Consider the following 19,778-nt stretch of genomic DNA (forward strand, 5'->3'; position numbering starts at 1 on the left):
TAAAATGCCCGTCACCGCCGGAGGTCTCTTGTCCTACTTCGTGCGGCACCGCACAGCTGCAAATCTGCTGCTGTTGGTGCTTCTGGTTGCAGGCCTGGCATCGGCACCCAACATGCGGGCACAGTTTTTTCCGGATGTGATCATCGATAATGTCACCGTCACAACAATTTGGGCAGGAGCCGGTGCCGAAGACGTGGATACCGCCATCGTGCAGGTTCTGGAACCGGCACTGCTGTCTCTCGAAGGGGTCGAGGGATCAAACAGCACTTCGCGCGAAGGGGCGGGCAGTATCGTGCTCGACTTTGAACCGGGATGGGATATGGCCCGCGCTGCAGCAGATGTGCAAACGGCAGTTGATGCGGTTTCTACCTTGCCGGAAGAGGCAGAGGAACCCAACGTGCGCCGCGGTGCATGGCGCGACAGGGTGACCGATGTCGTGATCACGGGGCCGGTGGCGCCCGAACAGCTTGGCCGCTTTGCGGATGAATTTGTTACCCGTCTGTTTGCGGTAGGTGTGACGCGCACAACCATACAAGGGATAGCAGCGCGCCAGACGATGGTTGAAGTGCCTTCGGCACAATTGATTGCCTATGATATTACCATGGCCGAGATTGCGGCGGTGATTGCATCAGAGGTCGACGCCGATCCTGCGGGGGATGTGACCGGTGCCAATGCAAGGGTACGCACCGGCACCGCCAAGCGCACAGCAGACGAGATCGCAGGCATCGTGCTGCGCTCCAATCCTGACGGGTCCAAGTTGACTGTCGGGGATGTTGCTGTGGTGCGCGAAGAGGGTGTCGATCGTGAACGCCAGTTTTTTGTCGGAGCGAACCCAGCGATGTCGGTGCGGGTGGATCGCTCCAACCGGGGGGATGCCATCGGTATCCAGGAAGACGTGGAACGCGTCGCAGCGGAATTGCGCGCAAGCCTGCCGGCATCGGTTACGGTCGAACTGATCCGCACACGGTCGGCAGCAATCACCGGTCGTCTTGACCTGTTGATCGACAATGGTTTGATGGGGCTTGGACTGGTTGTTACCCTTTTGTTTTTGTTCTTGAATGCACGCACGGCCTTTTGGGTTGCGGCGGGTATTCCGGTTGCGATGGGGGCGGCGATTGCGTTGATGTATCTTGGTGGGATCACGATAAACATGATCTCGCTATTCGGGTTGATCATCACTTTGGGCATTGTTGTGGACGATGCGATTGTGGTGGGTGAACATACCGATCATCGTTTCCGCACACTGGGCGAGCCACCCCTTGTCGCGGCGGAAAATGCGGCGCGGCGCATGGCAATGCCTGTCTTTGCCGCCACGATGACCACGATCATCGCTTTTTTTGGTCTGGTTGCCGTGGGCGGGCGGTTTGGTGACTTGATCCGCGACATTCCCTTTACAGTGATTGCCGTGCTCGGTGCATCACTTGTCGAATGCTTCCTGATCTTGCCAAACCACATGGCTCACGCCGTATCGGCAGCGGACCGCGAACATTGGTACGATCTGCCAAGTCGTCTTGTGAATCGCGGATTTGTCTGGCTGCGCGAAACGCTGTTCCGGCCATTTATGGCGGGGGTGATCAAGGCGCGGTATGTCGTGTTGGCCGGAGTGATCACAGTACTTGCCTCGCAGGTGGCGCTGTTTATCAAAGGCGATGTGCAGTGGCGTTTCTTCAATGCACCGGAACGCGGTTCTGTCACCGGTAATTTCATGATGTCCGAGGGGGCCACGCGCGCAGATACGCTGGCAATGATGCGTGAAATGCAGCGTGCCACCGAGGTCTTGGGTGCTGAATATGAGAAACGCTATGGTGCCAATCCGTTGGATTATGTGATCGCCCAGACCGGTGGCAATTCAGGGTACGGACTGGCCGGGTCGGACACCAAAGGCGCGGACTTGTTGGGAGGGATCTCTATAGAGCTGATCGATGCAGATCTACGTCCCTATTCCAGCTTTGCCTTTGTCGCCGAGTTGCAGGATACCGTGGTGAACCACCCGATGGCCGAAACGGTCAGTTTCCGCGGATGGCGCTCGGGCCCCGGTGGCGATGCGTTGGATGTGCAGTTTTATGGCGCAGATACCGACACGCTCAAGGCGGCGTCGGAAGCCCTGCAAGAAGCACTGCGCCAATATCCCGAAGTGAGTGCCGTAGAGGATAACCTAGCCTATGACAAAGAGGAACTGATCCTCGATCTGACGCCGCAAGGACAGGCTTTGGGTTTTACCATCGACACTCTGGGTCGTGCTCTCCGTCATCGGTTGGGCGGGATTGAGGCGGCAACCTATCCTGACGGGCCTCGCTCTGCGACAATCCGCGTCGAATTGCCCAAGGGTGAGTTGACCGCTGACTTTCTGGACCGGACGCAGATGCGTACCCCCGCGGGTCTATATGTGCCGCTGGCGGATATTGTGAGCGTCGAACGACGCACCGGGTTTTCAACAGTCCGCCGAGAGAACGGTATTCGGCTGATCTCTGTCACCGGAGATATATCAGAGGATGATCCGGCGCGGGCCACCGCGATTCAGCAAGCGCTCGAAGCAGAAATTCTGCCGCGCATTGCCTCTGAAAAACAGGTCGAGTTCCGCCTTGCCGGACTAAGCGAGCAAGAGGACGCATTTCTGAATGACGCAATGACGGGTTTGACCCTGTGTTTGACGGGCATCTATCTGGTGCTGGCTTGGGTCTTTGGCAGTTGGACACGCCCTGTTGTCGTCATGGCGATTATTCCCTTCGGGTTGGTCGGTACCATTTATGGTCACAACCTTTGGGAAGTGCCCCTCAGTATGTTTACGGTTGTCGGATTGTTGGGCATGACGGGAATTATCATCAATGATTCCATCGTTCTGGTGACAACAATTGACGAATATGCCGAAACACGCGGACTTATTCCGTCGATCATCGACGGGGCGACAGACCGTTTGCGCCCTGTGATGCTAACCACCCTTACGACTGTCTTGGGGATGGCACCGCTGCTCTATGAACAAAGCCAGCAGGCACAATTTCTCAAGCCAACGGTAATCACGCTGGTCTACGGGTTGGGGTTCGGATTGCTGTTGGTCTTGTTGGTGGTGCCGGCATTGGTCGCGGCACAACATGACATCGCTCGCCAGATAGCGGCGATGCGGCGTGGCCTGCGGGCACCGGTCGGGGCGTTGCGGCTGGGGCTTGTCGCGCTCTGGGGGGTCATTCTTGTTTGGGGGGCTGTGACCTTGGGCTGGGCCGCTTGGTATGGCATGCTGCCTCAAGCCATTGTCACATTAGTTCCATCTGTCGAGAATGTATCGGCACCACTGGCTGGATTGCTTCTGTTTATTGCCGGGGCCGCAGGGGTGGCCGTGACGGGGTATCTCTTGGCAATTGTTTCTTTTGCCCTGCGCAAGCGGACTGAAACGGGATAGCCACCCTGTCTAGCCGGAGGTACAGCCTCTAATATCAACAGCGTGTTTGCTTCCCAGAACCGTAATGCGGATCGCAGAGCGGTCCAGGGCAAGGGGGGCAGCGCTGCCCGCGATAATTTCACCGCGCGCCACCAGGGTAATCCCCTGTCGCGTCACCTTGGTTTCGCTGGCCCAAAGACCAGGTTGACCCGGCTCGATGATCACGACTTCTTCGCCACCAGTATGGGGCACCGACAACCGGGCCTCGATGGACAATCCGTCCCGGGTCGGACGCAATGCGCAGGTAGCGGTTTTGACGCCCGCTTCCTTTGCCGAAAAGGGCCGTGCGGCAAGGGCTGCCGCAATTTTCGGGCTTGGTGTCAGGTTGTTGTCGCCAAGCACTGCATCCAGTTGCATTTGATGCGGCACGCAAATGTCGCTGCAAACACCCAATTCCAGCTTGGCGCTGAGGGTAATCGGGTCATCCCTGTCCCGTGGCACCAGCGTCAGTGGCAAGATTACGTCGCCGGAATATCCAATGGTCCGCATGCCTGCGGTCAGGAATACGACCGGGGTGGGCCAGGAAACCGCAACCCCCTTCAGGTTGTCGGACTTCGACCAATCAAAGAGTGGCGGAATGCCCGCATCGCCAGGGCTGCGCCAATAGGTTTTCCAACCCGGAGCCAGCCGCAAACGCACTGCGGCGACCCGCGTACCGTCCGATCGTTTCCAACCGGTCAGGATTTCGCCGGTCACAGGCGTTTGAAAGCTGTCGCCCGCGACAAGTGGCAAGGCCGAGGCACAGGTAATCGCCAGAGCGGTGAGGATGCGTTTTATCATGGGCCCTAAATGGGCCAATTGTCTCAGACTGCCAAGTCACGATTGCATCAGCGGTGTTGTGTCATCTTGTTGCCGATTTGAGTAAAGCCCTTGTCTGAGGGACCGCTGACGGGCATCCTTGCGGGCATGTCATTCAATCACCCTTGTTGCCCATGACCAACACTGAACTGTCGCTTGTCGGTAAATTGCTGATCGCGATGCCGGGGATGAGCGATCCGCGTTTTGCTCACTCGGTTGTCCTTTTGTCCGCTCATGGCGATGAAGGGGCTATGGGATTGATGGTGAACAAACCGGCAAAGGGGCTGCGCCTGTCGGATGTTTTGGACCAGTTGCCACATGACTTTGGCAAGGCCAAGCGTCAACTGGATGTGTATTTCGGCGGGCCTGTGGAAACGGGCCGCGGGTTTGTTCTTCATTCGGATGAATATCAGTCCCCGATGCAATCCTTGCCGATAGATGGTGGTTTCGGATTGACCGCCACCCTGGATATTTTGGAGGACCTGGCCAAGGGGGGCGGCCCTGAAAAGGCGCTGTTGATGTTGGGCTATACCGGCTGGGGGCCGGGGCAGCTTGAAGGTGAAATCGCGCGCAACGGCTGGCTCACTGCAGATGCCACAGCAGAAATCGTGTTCGATCTGGCGGATGATCAGAAATGGGAGGCTGCTTTGCGCTCTCTGGGGATTGATCCCTTGCTTCTTTCGACGTCAGCCGGTCGGGCCTGATCCCACTGTCACAGAAAGGCTAACGGGGTGCTGCTGCGCGGCATAACCGGTCATTGATTGCCCGTCCCAGACCGTGATCCGGAATCGGTGCTACCGCGATTGGACGGGCCATTGCGTCCAGCCGGTGCAGATGGTCAAACAAGTTGGCGGCCGCTTCGACCAGATCTCCGGAGGGCGACAGATTCAGATCGCACTGCATTTGACCAAAACCTAACAGTACCTCGTCATTTTGCGCAGTTGTTGCGTTCAAACGTACCGCGGCACCCGGGGCATAATGCGACGCCATTTGTCCGGGCGATGTGATGCCCGTTTCGCCAGATTGCTTTAGCGGTTGACCAAGGGCTGCAGCCACCGCTTCCTGAGGCAGGCCTCCGGCACGCAACACTGTCGGTCTGTTGCTGCCCAGGCCGATGATCGTGCTTTCCAGACCGACCTGGCAGGGACCGTCATCCAGAACGGCTGCGATTTTGCCTGCAAGCCCTGCCAGAACGTGATCCGCCGTCGTCGGAGAAATGCGTCCCGACGGGTTGGCGGATGGCGCGGCGACCGGACCGCCAAAGGCACCAAGCAGGGCCTGTGCTGCGGGATGGGCCGGTACCCGCAGAGCCACGGTATCCAGCCCGGCCGTCACCAGCGAGGACAGGCCGTGATCAACCTTTAGCGGCAGTACCAAGGTTAGCGGGCCAGGCCAAAACGCCGTCGCCAGAATTTCCGCCATGTCGGACCATTGCACATAGCTTTGCGCATCCTGTTTACCGGCCAGATGAACAATCAGCGGATTAAAACTTGGCCGCCCCTTGGCCGCGTAAATGCCTGCCACGGCCAGATTATTGCGCGCATCAGCACCCAGCCCATACACCGTTTCGGTTGGAAACGATACCAATTCACCAGCAGTGAGCAGTCCAGCGGCATCGGCGACGCCAGCGGCATCTGCGGCCAATCTGCATGTCTTAATGTCCATCGAAGCTCCCGTGACGCGGCGTTCAGGTTGTGGTAGGGCGTCGCTGCATTCCATGCTGGAAGCCACAATTGCCTTTAGCAGGGCTTCGTCTGACGTGCCAGTCACGAGGGGCGCACCCCGCGAAATTCTCAGGAGACCATCTCAATGCCGTACCGTGCTGCCGTGAACGAGTATCTGTTTATGATCGACAATCTACTGGATGCGGACGCGTTGCGCGAAACTGCGCGTTTCGAAGAAGCTTCGGCCGATGTAACGACGGCGATCCTGGAAGAGGCTGGTAAATTGTGTGATGAAAAACTGGCTCCTTTGCAGCGCGAGGGCGACCTGCATCCTGCGCGGTTGGAAAATGGAGTTGTGCGCACCTCTCCCGGATTTGCCGAAGGGTTCCAAACGATCGCTGAAGGCGGATGGCTCGGCATGTCGGCAAGCCCCGTACATGGGGGCATGGGGCTGCCGCTGATTCTGAGCTCTGCCGTAAACGAGATGATGAGTGGTGCCTGCCTGTCATTGCAACTGGCTCCGCTGATGTCACAGGGCCAGATCGAAGCATTGGAACATCATGCTTCGGACATGATCAAAGACCTGTTTTTGCCCAAGCTGATTTCGGGTGAATGGACGGGCACGATGAATCTGACTGAACCGCAGGCGGGATCGGACGTGGGCGCTTTGAAATCGAAAGCGGTGGATAATGGCGACGGTACCTATGCGGTGTCGGGTCAAAAGATCTTTATCACCTGGGGAGATCACGATGTTGCCGAAAACATCTGTCATCTGGTGCTGGCGCGTCTGCCGGACGCCCCTGCAGGCACAAAGGGAATCAGCTTGTTTCTGGTACCAAAGTTCGTCCCTAACGAAGATGGCTCACTGGGGCCGCGAAATGGCGTGACCACGGTCAGCCTTGAACACAAGATGGGTCTGCATGGCTCTCCTACCGCTGTGATGCAATATGACGATGCAACTGGCTGGATCGTCGGACCAGAACAGGGCGGCATGGCCGCGATGTTTACAATGATGAACAATGCGCGACTTGGCGTTGGCGGGCAGGGGGTTGGTGTGGCCGAAGCGGCCTATCAACATGCCCTGGCCTATGCGCTTGAACGTAAACAGGGACGTGCCGGCCCCGACGGCACGGCAAGCATTGCCGAACATGCCGATGTACACCGGATGCTGGCAACCATGAAAGCGGATGTCTTCGCTGCCCGTTCCATCGGACTTAGTTGTGCCTATGCCATTGATATGGCGGCGGCGACGGGTGATCCTGCCTGGCGTGCGCGCGCGGCATTGCTGACGCCAATTGCCAAGGCTTTTGGCACCGACACCGGCGTCGCCGTTGCCGAGATGGCACTCCAGGTACAGGGCGGAATGGGTTTCATTGAGGAAACCGGTGCCGCGCAGTTCAGCCGCGATGTACGCGTGACCACTATTTACGAAGGCACCAACGGCATTCAGGCGATGGATCTGGTCGCGCGCAAGATGATGGATGGCGGAGAGGCCGCGGGATTGCTCTTTGATGAAATGGAAGAAGACATCGAACGCGCCCGCCCCGATTTTCCGAACATGGCTGACGCCGTTTGGCAGGCCTGCGAATCCCTGCGCGAAGCAACAGAATGGATCGTCGCGCAAGGTAATATGAATGATCGTTTTGCCGGTGCAGTCCCGTATTTGCGGGCCTTTGCACGGGTGCTGGGTGCACAATTGCACCTCAAGGCCGCTATGGCGGACAAGGGCGGAGCACGTGAAAAACTGGCACGTTTCTACATTTTGCGCCTGTTGCCAGAACATGCGGGTTTGCTGATTCATGCCCAGGCAGGCGAAGCAGACCTGTTTGCCGTGACCACTGCAGATCTGGCAAATTGATGGCAGATGTCGCGCCGCAAGGCCTGCGTTATCCGTGGCAAGCGCCCGCAGCCGACGGAAATGAAGCGATAGAGGTTGCGCCCGGAATCTTGTGGCTCCGGATGCCACTTCCTATGAAGCTGGACCATGTAAATATCTACGCGCTGGATGAGGGGGATCATTGGACGATCATTGATACCGGCTTTGCTTCGAAGAAATCCAAGGCGATCTGGAATGCAGCCCTTGCCGGTCCATTGGGAGGCAAGCCTGTAGGCCGTGTCGTGGTCACGCATCATCACCCTGACCACATCGGTTTGGCCGGTTGGTTCCAATCCGAACATGGCGCGGAACTGGTCACCACCCGCACGGCCTGGTTGACGGCGCGTATGCTGACGCTCGATGAACAGGCAACCTCGCCCGAGGAAACCCTCGCCTTTTACAGGCTCTCGGGCATGGACAAGGATCTACTGGAAAAACGGCGTACCGACCGACCGTTCAACTTTGCGGATATCGTTGCACCTTTGCCGTTAGGGTATAGGCGTATCCAACAAGGCGAAACGATGAGGATCGGCGGACGGGATTGGGACATTCACATGGGAAACGGGCACGCGCCCGAACATGCGACCTTCTGGAGCAGAGATGATAATCTGGTGATTGCGGGAGACCAGATCCTTTCCTCGATCAGTCCCAATGTAGGTGTCTACCCGACCGAACCGATGGCGGACCCCATCGGTGAATGGCTTGAGTCCTGTGAGCGACTGGCCCTCTTGGCACGTCCGGATCACCTGGTGTTGGGCGGTCACAAACTACCTTTTACCGGGCTTCCAAAGCGGATGGAGCAACTGATCGAAAATCATCACTCTGCGCTCGCTCGCCTGTTGGCTTTTGTGGACAAGCCGAAATCCGCCTCTGAATGTTTCTCGCCATTGTTCAAAAGAACGATAGGAGAGGCTGAATATGGCCTCGCCCTGGTTGAAGCGGTCGCGCATTTAAGCCACCTTTACCAGAAGGGCCTCGCAACGCGGGAACTTCGCATTGCTGACGGGGCTTGGGTGTATCAGAACAAGGAGTGATGCCAGATGGAAGACCAGATCAAGACTGCGGCAGAAGCGGTTGAGGCTGCGGCATTGCCACGCTGTCACGAGGTGCATCGCGACCCGGATCAACCCAAGGCCAACGCCAATAACCTGCCAAAGTCTGTAAAAGCCGAGCCGATGACACAGAAAAGCCCTGCGCAATGGGCCTATGAACGCACGGTATTGTATCTAAAGACCTTTGAGGAACAGCTAGATAACGAACAGGAAGTTGCAATGGGTTTTACCGGTGGTGATGCCGGTGTCCTGCGAATCGAAGGCATGGGCTACTTTGATCCAGATATTGTGACGTTTTATGGTACAGACAATGCCGGTGCCCGTACGCAACTGGTGCAGCATGTCAGCCAACTGAACGTGATGTTGCGGGCTTTACCCAAATCGGTAGAGGGATCAGCCCCCAATCGCATCGGCTTCCGGCTGGTTGAGGATTTGGAAAAGACCGACAGCACGGAAGCCAAATCCTAAGGTGTTGAGACGTTTTGACCGCGTGACAGCCCCTTGCAAATAGGGTAGTCACCCGCAAACGATTTTTTAGAGGAACGTACAAATGGCCGAGCACGAACATGGCACGATGGATACCACTGAACAGGAGAATATGTTCAGCGGTTTCGTTTCGTTTATCACCAAAACTGTAATCGCAATCATCGTACTGTTGATTCTCATGGCGATGTTTATCCGCTAACCCTTTTGGGTCACCCGTTCTGACGGGAAGACGAAGGGAATTTCACTTGTGAAACGACTTATTGCGAGCCTCGCACTTGTGGCCGCCATCTCGGGATGTGCTGCAAACACGGGCGGTGACGATTCTATTCAGGATGTTGCGGCTGCGGCCTATCGAGGACCTGCTCAACCGTCGCTTACCGTATTCACCATGGTGAATAACCGCACAGGCGGGGGCGGACATAGCGCATTGATGGTCAATGGCTCACAACGCGTCATATTTGACCCTGCCGGATCATTCCGTGATGATCGTGTCGTGGAACGTGGTGACGTTCTTTATGGTATCACCCCGGGTTGGTTGCAGGCTTACAAATCGGCCCATGCCCGCTCGACCTTTCATGTGGTGTCACAGGAAATTCCGGTGACCGCAGTGCAAGCGGAACAGGCATTGCGTCTGGTTCAGGCGAACGGTTCCGTGCCCGGTGCCTTTTGTACGAATGCAACCACGGCCATTCTGTCGCAGATCAATGGGTTTCCTCCCATCAGCAGCACGTTTTATCCGACCAAGCTGATGGCGCAGATTGAAGCCCTGCCAAATGTGACCACGACCAAATTATTTGAAGATGATCCTGACGATCTGAAGGGTGCGGTGCGCGATTTGGCCAAAACCCAATAGGCCGGTTGAAAAGCTATCCCAGCAGATAAAGCATCCCGTATAGGGTGACCGCCCCGGCACCCATCGCGGCCAGCACGTTCTTGGTCATCACCCCCATCGTCAGCGCTACCGCAGCAGCGGCAAGGCGTGCGGGGTCAGGATCGCCGCCAGTCGCAGTTGGCCACAACACCTTGGGTGCGACCAGTGCAGGCAGGACCGCCACGGCCGTATAGCGCAAATGTCGTATCAGCCATGCCGGCATGGCTCTGTCGCCGACAAAGCCAGTAAAGGAAAACCGCAACAGAAAACTGCCTACGGCGAGCCCGATAATGACGATCCAAAGGCTGGTTTTGTCGATCATGCCGTGCCCGTCCGACCTTGTTCCAATTGCTTTTCAAGGGCGGCACCGGCCAACATTCCCGCAAGCCCGCCGATCATGATCCCCAGGGAATATGGAACACCCGCCGCCAGTAAGCTGACGACAACTGCAACAAGGGCGGCGACAACATGTGGCAGGGTGCGAAACATCGGCGCAATCATGGCCAGGAAAGTAATGGGAATTGCGAAATCCAGTGCCCAACTGTCAGGTACTTTCGTGCCCAGCACGGCTCCCACAACCGTAAAGATGTACCACAGGGGGGCCACAGGCGTGACCGCACCCAGGAAATAAGCAACCTTTTGGGAAACGGTCATTTCCGGGCGCTTTTCAAATTCCGCAATCGCCACAACATAGGATTGATCAACGGTCAAATAGGCCGCCAGCGCCCGCTGCCACAGGGGGGCGGATCCGATATGGGGGGTAAGGGATGCGGAATACATTGCCATGCGCAGGTTGACTGCCAAGGCCGACGCGAGAATGATTGCAGTTGGCGCTTCTTCTTGCAGCAATTGAATGGCGGTCAATTGCGCGGCACCCGCGATCACCGCAAATGAAAAAATCAGTGAATCCAGAACGCTAAGACCTGCTTCGGTTGCAAGAAGGCCAAACAGGGACGCAAACGGAACGATCACCAGAACAAACGGTGCCCCGGCGGCAATGCCTTTGACATAGGCGGACTTGACGGTGGTAATGGTCATGCGTAGCCCCTAGGTTAATTCCATGCGTAGCGTCAACCAGTGAGGGATTCAATTGGCTCAAGATTCTGATGCATTTAATTATCTGATCGCACCGGATCCGACCGCCCCCCGTTTGACACGTGCCGTAGGTGGCACGGACCAGAAAGGGGCAAAAACCACCATTCGCGTTGTCGAAGAACGACCTCTGACGATCTTTCTGAATGCGCAGGAAATCGTGACCGTGATGACCATCGGGGACTATCCCGAATATCTGGCGTTGGGATTTTTGCGCAATCAGGGCATGTTGCAGGATGGCGAGGACATCAGCGGTGTCGATTATGATGATGAGCTTGAAACCGTCGTCGTGCGCACCGCGCGGGCAACAAACTATGAAGCCAAGATGCAGCGCAAGACACGCACCAGCGGATGCGCGGTTGGCACGGTATTTGGCGACATGATGGAGGGGTTGGAAGATCTGTGCTTGCCACAGACGCCGGTGCGTACCTCTTGGCTGTATTCCCTGTCCTCAACGATCAACCGTACGCCATCGCTCTATTTGGAAGCAGGGGCGATTCACGGTACGGTTCTATGCTCGGGCAACCAGCCACTGGTTTATATGGAAGATGTTGGACGCCATAATGCAGTCGACAAGATAGCGGGCTGGATGCTGTCAGAAAAGATCGAGGCCGAGGACAAGATCTTATATACAACCGGCCGTCTTACATCCGAGATGGTGATCAAGACGGCGATGATGGGGATCCCGGTGCTTGTGTCACGTTCCGGGTTTACGGCATGGGGAGTTGAAATCGCACAGGCGGTCGGCCTGACCCTGATTGGTCGGATGAAAGGCAGACGTTTCGTTTGCCTGAGCGGTGAGGAACGGTTGATCCGCGATGCGGACCCTGCTGCCATCGCCGAAGAACCCAGGCGCGTTGGGCGCAAGGCTGCGCGATGAGGCAGCCGGTTGGTGTAATCCTTGCCGGTGGGCAGGCAACCCGTATGGGCGGCGGTGACAAGGGGCTGCTGTTTTTGGGGGGGCAAACACTGCTGCGCCGTGTGATTGACCGGCTTGAACCACAGGTTGCGGGACTTGCGCTGAATGCCAATGGGGATCCGGCGCGATTTGCGCCATTCGGATTGCCGGTGCTGGCTGATCCGATCGACGGATTTGCCGGACCGCTGGCCGGGGTTCTCGCCGGTATGGACTGGGCAGCCGCCCAGGGGGCTGAAACGCTGGTCACGGCGGCGGCGGACACGCCTTTCTTTCCCTGTGATCTGGTACCACAGCTTTTGCTGAACGGCGAAAGCATGACCCATCCTCTGGTGTTAGCCGCCACACCAGATGTCAAACGTGGACGCGCCCGTCATCCGACTTTCGGCCTGTGGCCTGTTGCATTGCGCGAAGACCTGCGCGCGGCGCTTAACGATGGATTGCGCAAGGTCGTTCAATGGAGCGAAAGACACGGCGGACGCGAGGCGTTTTTCCCTCAGGAAGAGGCCTTTTTTAACATCAACCGGCCCGAAGATCTGACACTTGCCGAGGCGATGTTATGAAACTTTACGGCATCGTTGGTTGGAAAAATGCCGGCAAGACCGGCCTGATGGAACGGCTGGTGACCGACATCACGGGGCGTGGCTTAAGCGTTTCCACGGTGAAGCACGCACATCATTCATTTGACGTGGATCACCCCGGCAAGGATAGTTTTCGCCACCGTCAGGCAGGCGCAACCGAGGTGATGCTGGCCTCGCGGAACCGATTTGCCTTGATGCACGAATTGCGTGACGCGGCAGAGCCGATCTTGCCAGATCTGTTGTCGCGCCTCAGCGCCGTTGATCTGGTTTTGATCGAAGGCTACAAACGCGACCCCCATCCCAAGATCGAGGCGCATCGCACCGTCACCGGAAATGCGCTGATCGCACCGGATGATCCGACAATTCGCGCTGTAGCAAGCGATGCATTGCTTGAACTTGAGCGACCGGTATTTGATTTGAACGACACTGTTGGAATTGCTGATTTCATTCTGGCCGAGGTTGGATTGTGACACTGTTTGACACCATCGTCATGGTGGATTGGTCCAGTGGCAATGATACCGGTCCGAGCCCGCGCAAGGATGCAATCTGGGTAGGTGTCAGCCGGAACGGACAGACAGAAGAGCCGGTCTATTTACGTAACCGCCAATTGGCCGAAAAATGGCTGGTTTCGCTTCTCACCCAGGAACAATCCAGTGGGCGGCGGGTCCTGGTGGGGTTTGATTTTCCCTTTGGGTATCCGGCAGGCTTTGCCAAGGCCCTGACTGGGTCATCAGATCCTTTGATGATTTGGGACTGGTTTGAAGAACGTATTGTCGATACGCCCAAAGGCAACAACCGATTTGATCTGGCGGGAAAGGTGAACTTGGGGCTGGGCGACGGCAAGGGCCCGTTCTGGTTCAATGGGTTGCGGCGCGAAATAGTGGGTTTGCCGCGAACAAAGACAGGATACGTAAATCCGTTTCCCGACAGACGAAAGGCCGAAGAACTGGCCAAGGGAACGTTTACCTGTTGGCAAATGGGCGGCGCTGGCGCGGTGGCTGGGCAGGTCATGTCTGGGTTACCGGTTCTGGCGCGGCTGAGGCGGCAATTCGACGTTGCGGTTTGGCCGTTTCAAACTTTGGACAAGGCCGTCACCTTTGTCGAGATCTGGCCTTCGTTGACTGTTGGTCCCGCGCCCGACGGATGGATCAAGGATGCCTGGCAGGTCACTGAAACTACCAAACAGATTGCCGCGCTCAGTTCGGATCGCTTGGCGGTGATGCTTGCAGTTGATGCTCCCGAAGAGGGTTGGATTTTCGGGTTGGGCTTTGAAGCTGAACTGACAGCGCCCCCCTTGCGAAATGATTGTTTTGCCCTTCCGCAAGGGGTGCATTGGACACCTGTGAACGAGGCTTTGACCTTGTTGCAGGAGCGTCTGACACCGGTTGCAAAGATTGAGACCGCGCGGGCGGAAACAGGTTTAGGGCGTATTGCCGCTGCGGCGATTGTCGCCAATCGTGCAAATCCGCCGCTGCCCAATACCGCCGTTGATGGGTATGGGTTTGCGGGTGGGCGAGGTCGCGGTGCGCATAGCCTGCCACTGCTACGGGGTCGGGCCGCGGCAGGTGATGCCCCCGGTGTGGTGCCGGACGGTCATGCCATTCGTGTTCTGACGGGTGCCGCGCTGCCGGAAGGTGTAGATACCGTGGTGTTGCAGGAAGACGTGGTTCACGTGGCGGGTGAAATACGTTTCTCGGGCCCGGTCAAGACAGGCGCGAATACGCGTCAGGCGGGCGAGGATGTCATTCAGGGTCAAACCATTGTCGAGCCGGGGCGGCGCCTTACCGCCGCTGATCTCGCAATCATGGCAGCAACGGGGCTGCGCGATATTGAACTGCGCAAACCGCTGAAAGTTGGCATCCTGTCGACGGGTGACGAATTGGTCGATGCCGGTGAAGATGCCGTTGCAGGGCAAATCTATGATGCAAACCGCCCGATGTTGGCGGCGCTCGTCACTGCCTTTGGACACGAACCGGTGGATTTGGGCAGGGTACCGGATGACCGTGGGGTGTTACGCCGACGACTGAATGCAGCATGCGCATCTGTCGATGCATTTTTGACCAGTGGCGGCGCATCGGCAGGGGATGAAGACCATGTTTCCGCTCTTTTGCAGGAAGTGGGCGCTTTGTCTCTATGGCGCATCGCGATCAAACCGGGCCGACCCTTGGCCTTGGGTATCTGGCAAGGTGTACCGGTTTTCGGATTGCCAGGAAATCCGGTAGCTGCGATGATTTGTACATTGATCTTTGCGCGGCCCGCGATGGAGATCCTCGCCGGAGGAAGATGGTCAGAGCCACAGGGCTTCCAGGTTCCGGCCGGCTTTTCCAAGTCCAAGAAAGCAGGACGCCGCGAATACCTGCGGGCGCGCATGCGAGATGGCAAGGTAGAGGTCTTTGCCTCAGAAGGATCGGGCCGTATCAGCGGGCTGGCCTGGGCAGAGGGTCTGGTGGAATTGCCTGAACCTGCCGGCGACATCAAAATCGGGGATCTGGTGCGGTATATTCCCTACAGGAGCTTTGGGCTGTGACCCTCAGTCAAAGGTCCCGGCACATCGACCCAGCAACATGAACGCCCGTGAGGTGCGCGTGTCGGCCATCGCCGAAATCTCGCCGTCCGACGCGTTCTTCTCAAACTCGGCAAAGGTCTTGTCAAAGCGGCGCAGGAAATGATGCGCTGCATCGCGAAAAATCGGGTCCTGTTTCATACGGGCGTTGGTCAATGCAAGGGAAGATCGGTCGCGGATGCCGCCAAGCGGTGCAATCGCACGGCCACGGGTTCCCTGGGCAAAATGGCGCCATACCTCGGGGCGGGCGCGATCAGGGCGCAGATCATCCATGTAGATCCCGTCCTGGCTCATCAGGGTCAGAACATCCTGCGCAGCCTGCACCAGTTGCGAGGTCGAACGATCCTTGAGGGCACGGCGCAGCGCGGCAAAGCCGACTTCGTCTTCTGCGGTCTCGGGGAAATTCAGGGCGCGGATGAAATCTTCGTTTGATAACAAGGGGGCCATATCAATCGCCTGGGTGCCCAATTCCAAAGCCGCCTGATCGTCTGTGCCGATGATTTCAGGTTTGACCACAGGTCGCGCCGTTTCGTCGCGGCGCGATTGAAACGTGGCCAGGGCAGTTTCGGTCTTGCGTGCGGCGGCGGCAATTTCGTCCAATTTGCGGGCCACCGATGGTTCGGTGCGCATGTGGTTGCCTTGTTGTTGAGACAGATATGCTTGGCGAATCGCATCAATAGCCGATTGCAAACGCTGGCTTTCCTCACGCATCACCCGGCTGGCCTTTGCCGCTGTTGCCGCTACCCAGATCATCGCGACGGGCATGAAAACCGCCAACATTGTCATCAGGAAACGCAGGCTTTGCGCCCCGTCTTCCGATGTGCCTTCTTCGCGCAGGACCAGAAAAAAGAATGCTGCGCCCAACAGCCATACACCGCTAAGGATCAGTGCAATGATCTCGATCGAGGTGATCGTTTCCGGGCGCGGCTTATCATAGATTCCCAAGGAGGTAGGCCGTGCAGAGACGCCCGTTACCTTGACGGTGGCAGCTTGTTGCGGCTCTTGGCTGGGATCGTTTGCGCCGCTTTGTGTTGTGTCAGTCATCCGCGCATTCCTGTGCAGGTCCTCGATCAGGCATAGACGATCTTGAGCACCTCATAAGATTTGACGCCACCTGGTGTGCGAACCTCGACGCTGTCGCCCTCTTCCTTGCCGATTAAGGCACGAGCAATGGGTGATTTGATATTCAGCAATCCTTCTTCGATCTTGGCCTCGTATTCACCAACGATCTGATAGGTTTTTTCCTCGTCAGTGTCTTCGTCCACCAATGTCACCCGCGCACCAAACTTGATCGCGCCTGACAGTTTCGCTGGATCAATTACATCCGCCAGCGAAATCGCCCCTTCCAATTCTTTGACACGGCCTTCGATAAAGGACTGTTTTTCCTTGGCGGAATGGTATTCAGCATTTTCGGACAGGTCGCCATGTTCGCGCGCTTCGGCAATTGCCTTGATAATGGCAGGGCGCTCGACGGTTTTCAGCTGTTTTAGCTCCGTCTCTAGGGCGGTGTGCCCTGCGCGGGTCATTGGAATCTTTTCCATGGGCGTTTGTCCACGTCATGAGGGCCGCACACCATCCCTAGGGGGTGAGCGGCCGTTAAAAGGTCAGGTCGCACAGTACCTGACCCAAACTGATGTGGAATTGCAAGGCCCATCCGACGAGATAGGCGGCTGCTTGTGGTTAGTCGTATTGCACGACTTCGTATTCAATACCGTCGCCATCGTGAAAATAGAACCGCCGACCCGGTTCGTAATCACCGTGATTGCTGGTCTTGAAACCATGTGCTTTGATGGCGGCTTCGGTCTTGTCCAGGTCGTCCACAACAACGGCAAGGTGGTTGAGGCCACCAACCACATCATAGCTGGATGCACCCGAGGTGGTTGCCTTGTTCGGACTGTAGATTGCCAGGTAACGATCTTTGTCACCGACATGAATTGTGTAACCACCGTTTATCGCGGCACCTTCCCAACGGATGTGCCAGTCAAACAGTTTTGTCATCCAAGCAGCGGTTGCATGGGGGTCAGAGACAGTAAAATTCGCATGCTCAAGTGTCGCAGTCATCAGAGTGTTTCCTTTTCATTTCGGTCTTTCGCATATCCTGTCTAATTGTTAAACTTAACTTTAGGTCAAGGTATTTCTGAGGATATTCATGGCGCGATATGACGGACTTTCGATCGGGGCCTTGGCCAAGCGTACGGGCTTGGCGGTTTCGGCCATCCGGTACTATGAGGCACAGGGTCTGATTAGACCGTGGCGTAACGCAGGCGGGCAACGGCGGTTTGAACGCGCGGATTTGCGCAGGCTCAGTTTTGTGATGATCGCGCAACAATTCGGTTTCACACTGCCGCAGATCAAGGAACAGTTGGACCAGTTGCCCGGGGGCGCTGCACCCACGCGCGCAGATTGGGCCAAGATCAGCGAAGGTTTCCGCGACGTGCTTGATGCACGGATCGATGCAATGACCAAGATGCGCGACAATCTTGATGGCTGTATTGGCTGCGGCTGCCTGAGCCTTGAGGCCTGTGCACTTTACAATCCCACCGACAAGGCGGCGAAAAAAGGGGCGGGGCCGCGCTATCTTATGGGGGACACGCCGGCCGACTAGGAGGCGTTCCAGGCAAATACATTGAAGAAATCACGCCAATTCTGGCTGGAAAGGTGCCCCGAAGCCGATTTTACGCATCGTCCGGATTGCATTGAAACCTTGCGTGGTTTAGCCAAATCCAAACCGTTTTAGCCCAAAGGATTGCCCAGCTATGGCCGAGATTGAACGCGAAGCAATGGAATATGATGTTGTCATCGTCGGTGCGGGGCCCGCAGGCCTGTCTGCGGCGATCCGCCTCAAGCAGCTTGATGCGGACTGCAACGTGGTGGTTCTTGAGAAGGGCTCGGAGGTCGGTGCCCACATCCTGTCCGGGGCGGTACTGGACCCTTGCGGCATTGACGCCCTGATCCCTGATTGGAAAGCCAAAGGGGCACCGATCAAGGTAGAGGTCAAAGAGGATAACTTTTATATGTTGGGGGAGGCCGGTCGGGTTCGTGTTCCCAATTTCCCGATGCCGCCACTGATGAACAATCACGGCAACTACATTGTGTCGATGGGCAATGTCTGTCGCTGGATGGCAGAACAGGCCGAAGAACTGGGCGTTGAAATATTCCCCGGCATGGCGTGTTCTGAACTTGTCTATGGTGACAAGGGCGAGGTCAAAGGAGTTGTTGCAGGTGAATTTGGCAAGAATCCGGATGGCACCCAAGGCGACGGCTATGAGCCGGGCATGGAATTGCATGGGAAATATGTATTTCTGTCCGAGGGTGTGCGTGGATCATTGTCCAAACAGGTAATTGACAAATACGACCTGGCCAAAGGCAAGGAAGTCCAGAAATACGGCCTGGGCATGAAAGAAATTTGGGAAATCGACCCGTCCAAGCACAAAGAAGGTACAGTAACCCATACGATGGGATGGCCTCTCGAGAAAAAGGCAGGTGGTGGCTCCTTTATCTACCATCTTGAAAACAATCAGGTCTATGTGGGCTTTGTGGTCCACCTGGGCTATAAGAACCCGCATCTCTTTCCCTATATGGAATTCCAGCAGTTCAAACATCACCCCATGGTTGCCGAACTGTTGAAAGGGGGCAAACGCGTGGCCTATGGCGCGCGGGCGATCACCGAAGGCGGTTATCAATCAATGCCCAAGATGGTGGCACCCGGTGTGGCGCTGCTGGGTTGTTCCGTTGGGATGGTGAACCTGCCGCGCATCAAAGGCAATCACAATGCAATGCTGTCTGGCAAAGCAGCGGCGGAAGCGGCCTATGCCGCCATTCAAGCAGGCCGTTCCGGCGATGAGTTGCCTGAGTACGAGGCAGAGGTGCGCGACGGTGCCATTGGCAAGGATTTGAAAAAGGTACGTAATGTCAAACCTTTGTGGTCAAAATACGGGCTGACTGCTTCCCTCGCGATTGGCGGTTTTGACATGTGGTGCAACACCCTTGGTTTTTCGTTGCTGGGCACCATGGGCCACGGTAAATCGGATGCCGAAGCGACTGAGCCTGCGGCAAATCACAAAATGATCGAATATCCGAAACCCGACGGTAAATTGTCATTCGACCGTCTGACCAATGTTGCGTTTTCCTTTACAAACCACGAAGAGAACCAACCGGCGCATCTTACGTTGAAGGACACATCGGTGCCGGTCGATGTGAATCTCCCCAAATTTGCAGGCCCGTCGGCACGCTATTGCCCTGCAGGCGTTTACGAATTTGTGGGTGAGGGTGCAGACACGAAGTTCCAGATTAACTTTCAGAACTGCGTGCATTGCAAAACCTGCGACATCAAGGACCCGACCCAGAACATTGTCTGGACAACACCTCAGGGTGGCGACGGACCGAACTATCCGAATATGTGAAAACGACCGATCACATTCACTGATGGGAAGGCGGGGGTATTCC

20 protein-coding genes are annotated in these 19,778 nt (G+C 56.8%); 13 read left to right on the forward strand and 7 right to left on the reverse strand.

All coding sequences use genetic code 11. The annotated features are described in order from the left end of the window. Positions 1–4: 4 nt before the first annotated feature. A complete protein-coding gene (locus OS190_RS04360; RefSeq protein ID WP_267157448.1) occupies positions 5–3,394 on the forward strand; it encodes an efflux RND transporter permease subunit in 3,390 nt (1,129 codons plus the stop codon). Positions 3,395–3,403: 9 nt separating this feature from the next. Here OS190_RS04360 and OS190_RS04365 read toward each other — a convergent pair whose 3' ends face one another. Next, positions 3,404–4,213: a protein-disulfide reductase DsbD domain-containing protein gene (locus OS190_RS04365; protein WP_267157449.1), complete on the reverse strand. Its 810-nt coding sequence runs from the start codon at positions 4,211–4,213 to the stop codon at positions 3,404–3,406. Between the two features lie 167 nt (positions 4,214–4,380). Here OS190_RS04365 and OS190_RS04370 point away from each other — a divergent pair, with 167 nt between their 5' ends. Then, positions 4,381–4,935, forward strand: a complete 555-nt coding sequence (locus OS190_RS04370; RefSeq protein WP_267158292.1) for a YqgE/AlgH family protein — start codon at positions 4,381–4,383, stop codon at positions 4,933–4,935. 19 nt (positions 4,936–4,954) lie between these two features. Here OS190_RS04370 and OS190_RS04375 read toward each other — a convergent pair whose 3' ends face one another. Further along, on the reverse strand, positions 4,955–5,896 hold the full coding sequence (locus OS190_RS04375; protein WP_267157450.1) for an L-threonylcarbamoyladenylate synthase: 942 nt from the start codon (positions 5,894–5,896) through the stop codon (positions 4,955–4,957). Positions 5,897–6,040: 144 nt separating this feature from the next. Between OS190_RS04375 and OS190_RS04380 the strand changes: the two genes are divergently transcribed. The 5 genes from OS190_RS04380 to OS190_RS04400 all read left to right on the forward strand — a co-directional run bounded on the left by OS190_RS04380 (position 6,041) and on the right by OS190_RS04400 (position 10,162). Further along, entirely contained in the window at positions 6,041–7,753 is a 1,713-nt protein-coding gene (locus OS190_RS04380) for an acyl-CoA dehydrogenase family protein (RefSeq protein WP_267157451.1), read from the forward strand. Beyond that, positions 7,753–8,805: an MBL fold metallo-hydrolase gene (locus OS190_RS04385; protein ID WP_267157452.1), complete on the forward strand. Its 1,053-nt coding sequence runs from the start codon at positions 7,753–7,755 to the stop codon at positions 8,803–8,805. The genes OS190_RS04380 and OS190_RS04385 overlap by 1 nt, the downstream gene beginning before the upstream one ends. Positions 8,806–8,811: 6 nt before the next feature. Further along, a complete protein-coding gene (locus tag OS190_RS04390; protein ID WP_267157453.1) occupies positions 8,812–9,291 on the forward strand; it encodes a DUF6173 family protein in 480 nt (159 codons plus the stop codon). Between the two features lie 82 nt (positions 9,292–9,373). Beyond that, positions 9,374–9,508, forward strand: coding sequence for an aa3-type cytochrome c oxidase subunit IV (locus tag OS190_RS04395; RefSeq protein WP_267157454.1), 135 nt, complete (start codon positions 9,374–9,376; stop codon positions 9,506–9,508). 48 nt (positions 9,509–9,556) lie between these two features. After that, on the forward strand, positions 9,557–10,162 hold the full coding sequence (locus OS190_RS04400; RefSeq protein ID WP_267157455.1) for a hypothetical protein: 606 nt from the start codon (positions 9,557–9,559) through the stop codon (positions 10,160–10,162). 13 nt (positions 10,163–10,175) lie between these two features. Here the strand turns inward: OS190_RS04400 and OS190_RS04405 are convergent, their stop codons facing one another. Both OS190_RS04405 and OS190_RS04410 read right to left on the reverse strand, forming a co-directional pair. Further along, positions 10,176–10,502: an AzlD domain-containing protein gene (locus tag OS190_RS04405; protein ID WP_267157456.1), complete on the reverse strand. Its 327-nt coding sequence runs from the start codon at positions 10,500–10,502 to the stop codon at positions 10,176–10,178. Continuing rightward, the gene (locus OS190_RS04410) at positions 10,499–11,218 is read right to left on the reverse strand and encodes an AzlC family ABC transporter permease (RefSeq protein ID WP_267157457.1); all 720 of its coding nucleotides are present in this window, start codon (positions 11,216–11,218) and stop codon (positions 10,499–10,501) included. The genes OS190_RS04405 and OS190_RS04410 overlap by 4 nt, the downstream gene beginning before the upstream one ends. Positions 11,219–11,264: 46 nt before the next feature. On the opposite strand from OS190_RS04410, the gene OS190_RS04415 reads away from it, so the two are divergent. From OS190_RS04415 to OS190_RS04430, 4 genes are read left to right on the forward strand one after another with little or no spacing between them, the layout of a single operon-like run. Beyond that, complete coding sequence (locus OS190_RS04415) at positions 11,265–12,152, forward strand: formate dehydrogenase accessory sulfurtransferase FdhD (RefSeq protein ID WP_267158293.1); 888 nt, start codon at positions 11,265–11,267, stop codon at positions 12,150–12,152. Next, a complete protein-coding gene (gene mobA, locus OS190_RS04420; RefSeq protein ID WP_267157458.1) occupies positions 12,149–12,751 on the forward strand; it encodes a molybdenum cofactor guanylyltransferase MobA in 603 nt (200 codons plus the stop codon). Before OS190_RS04415 ends, mobA begins: the two co-directional genes overlap by 4 nt. Beyond that, complete coding sequence (gene mobB, locus OS190_RS04425) at positions 12,748–13,239, forward strand: molybdopterin-guanine dinucleotide biosynthesis protein B (protein ID WP_267157459.1); 492 nt, start codon at positions 12,748–12,750, stop codon at positions 13,237–13,239. The genes mobA and mobB overlap by 4 nt, the downstream gene beginning before the upstream one ends. Beyond that, positions 13,236–15,296, forward strand: a complete 2,061-nt coding sequence (locus OS190_RS04430) for a molybdenum cofactor synthesis domain-containing protein (protein ID WP_267157460.1) — start codon at positions 13,236–13,238, stop codon at positions 15,294–15,296. Before mobB ends, OS190_RS04430 begins: the two co-directional genes overlap by 4 nt. Positions 15,297–15,299: 3 nt before the next feature. Here the strand turns inward: OS190_RS04430 and OS190_RS04435 are convergent, their stop codons facing one another. The 3 genes from OS190_RS04435 to OS190_RS04445 all read right to left on the reverse strand — a co-directional run bounded on the left by OS190_RS04435 (position 15,300) and on the right by OS190_RS04445 (position 17,393). Beyond that, the gene (locus OS190_RS04435) at positions 15,300–16,376 is read right to left on the reverse strand and encodes a hypothetical protein (protein WP_267157461.1); all 1,077 of its coding nucleotides are present in this window, start codon (positions 16,374–16,376) and stop codon (positions 15,300–15,302) included. Between the two features lie 26 nt (positions 16,377–16,402). Next, the gene (greA, locus tag OS190_RS04440; protein ID WP_267157462.1) at positions 16,403–16,873 is read right to left on the reverse strand and encodes a transcription elongation factor GreA; all 471 of its coding nucleotides are present in this window, start codon (positions 16,871–16,873) and stop codon (positions 16,403–16,405) included. 139 nt (positions 16,874–17,012) lie between these two features. Beyond that, a complete protein-coding gene (locus OS190_RS04445) occupies positions 17,013–17,393 on the reverse strand; it encodes a VOC family protein (protein ID WP_267157463.1) in 381 nt (126 codons plus the stop codon). 88 nt (positions 17,394–17,481) lie between these two features. Between OS190_RS04445 and soxR the strand changes: the two genes are divergently transcribed. Both soxR and OS190_RS04455 read left to right on the forward strand, forming a co-directional pair. Continuing rightward, entirely contained in the window at positions 17,482–17,937 is a 456-nt protein-coding gene (gene soxR, locus OS190_RS04450; RefSeq protein WP_267157464.1) for a redox-sensitive transcriptional activator SoxR, read from the forward strand. Positions 17,938–18,088: 151 nt separating this feature from the next. Next, positions 18,089–19,735, forward strand: coding sequence for an electron transfer flavoprotein-ubiquinone oxidoreductase (locus tag OS190_RS04455; protein WP_267157465.1), 1,647 nt, complete (start codon positions 18,089–18,091; stop codon positions 19,733–19,735). Positions 19,736–19,778 lie beyond the last annotated feature (43 nt).

It is taken from the genome of Sulfitobacter sp. F26204, assembly GCF_026410305.1.
In the GTDB taxonomy this organism is placed as follows: Bacteria; Pseudomonadota; Alphaproteobacteria; order Rhodobacterales; family Rhodobacteraceae; genus Sulfitobacter.

What these genes read in the sequence shown, in the direction of transcription:
- OS190_RS04360 (WP_267157448.1), top strand. Translation starts at nt 5, where the DNA reads ATGCCCGTCACCGCCGGAGGTCTCTTGTCCTACTTCGTGCGGCACCGC.
- OS190_RS04380 (WP_267157451.1), top strand. Translation starts at nt 6,041, where the DNA reads ATGCCGTACCGTGCTGCCGTGAACGAGTATCTGTTTATGATCGACAAT.
- mobA (WP_267157458.1), top strand. Translation starts at nt 12,149, where the DNA reads ATGAGGCAGCCGGTTGGTGTAATCCTTGCCGGTGGGCAGGCAACCCGT.
- OS190_RS04365 (WP_267157449.1), bottom strand. Translation starts at nt 4,213, where the DNA reads ATGATAAAACGCATCCTCACCGCTCTGGCGATTACCTGTGCCTCGGCC.
- OS190_RS04410 (WP_267157457.1), bottom strand. Translation starts at nt 11,218, where the DNA reads ATGACCATTACCACCGTCAAGTCCGCCTATGTCAAAGGCATTGCCGCC.
- OS190_RS04445 (WP_267157463.1), bottom strand. Translation starts at nt 17,393, where the DNA reads ATGACTGCGACACTTGAGCATGCGAATTTTACTGTCTCTGACCCCCAT.
- greA (WP_267157462.1), bottom strand. Translation starts at nt 16,873, where the DNA reads ATGGAAAAGATTCCAATGACCCGCGCAGGGCACACCGCCCTAGAGACG.
- OS190_RS04390 (WP_267157453.1), top strand. Translation starts at nt 8,812, where the DNA reads ATGGAAGACCAGATCAAGACTGCGGCAGAAGCGGTTGAGGCTGCGGCA.
- OS190_RS04405 (WP_267157456.1), bottom strand. Translation starts at nt 10,502, where the DNA reads ATGATCGACAAAACCAGCCTTTGGATCGTCATTATCGGGCTCGCCGTA.
- OS190_RS04455 (WP_267157465.1), top strand. Translation starts at nt 18,089, where the DNA reads ATGGCCGAGATTGAACGCGAAGCAATGGAATATGATGTTGTCATCGTC.
- OS190_RS04385 (WP_267157452.1), top strand. Translation starts at nt 7,753, where the DNA reads ATGGCAGATGTCGCGCCGCAAGGCCTGCGTTATCCGTGGCAAGCGCCC.
- OS190_RS04375 (WP_267157450.1), bottom strand. Translation starts at nt 5,896, where the DNA reads ATGGACATTAAGACATGCAGATTGGCCGCAGATGCCGCTGGCGTCGCC.
- soxR (WP_267157464.1), top strand. Translation starts at nt 17,482, where the DNA reads ATGGCGCGATATGACGGACTTTCGATCGGGGCCTTGGCCAAGCGTACG.
- OS190_RS04435 (WP_267157461.1), bottom strand. Translation starts at nt 16,376, where the DNA reads ATGACTGACACAACACAAAGCGGCGCAAACGATCCCAGCCAAGAGCCG.
- OS190_RS04395 (WP_267157454.1), top strand. Translation starts at nt 9,374, where the DNA reads ATGGCCGAGCACGAACATGGCACGATGGATACCACTGAACAGGAGAAT.
- mobB (WP_267157459.1), top strand. Translation starts at nt 12,748, where the DNA reads ATGAAACTTTACGGCATCGTTGGTTGGAAAAATGCCGGCAAGACCGGC.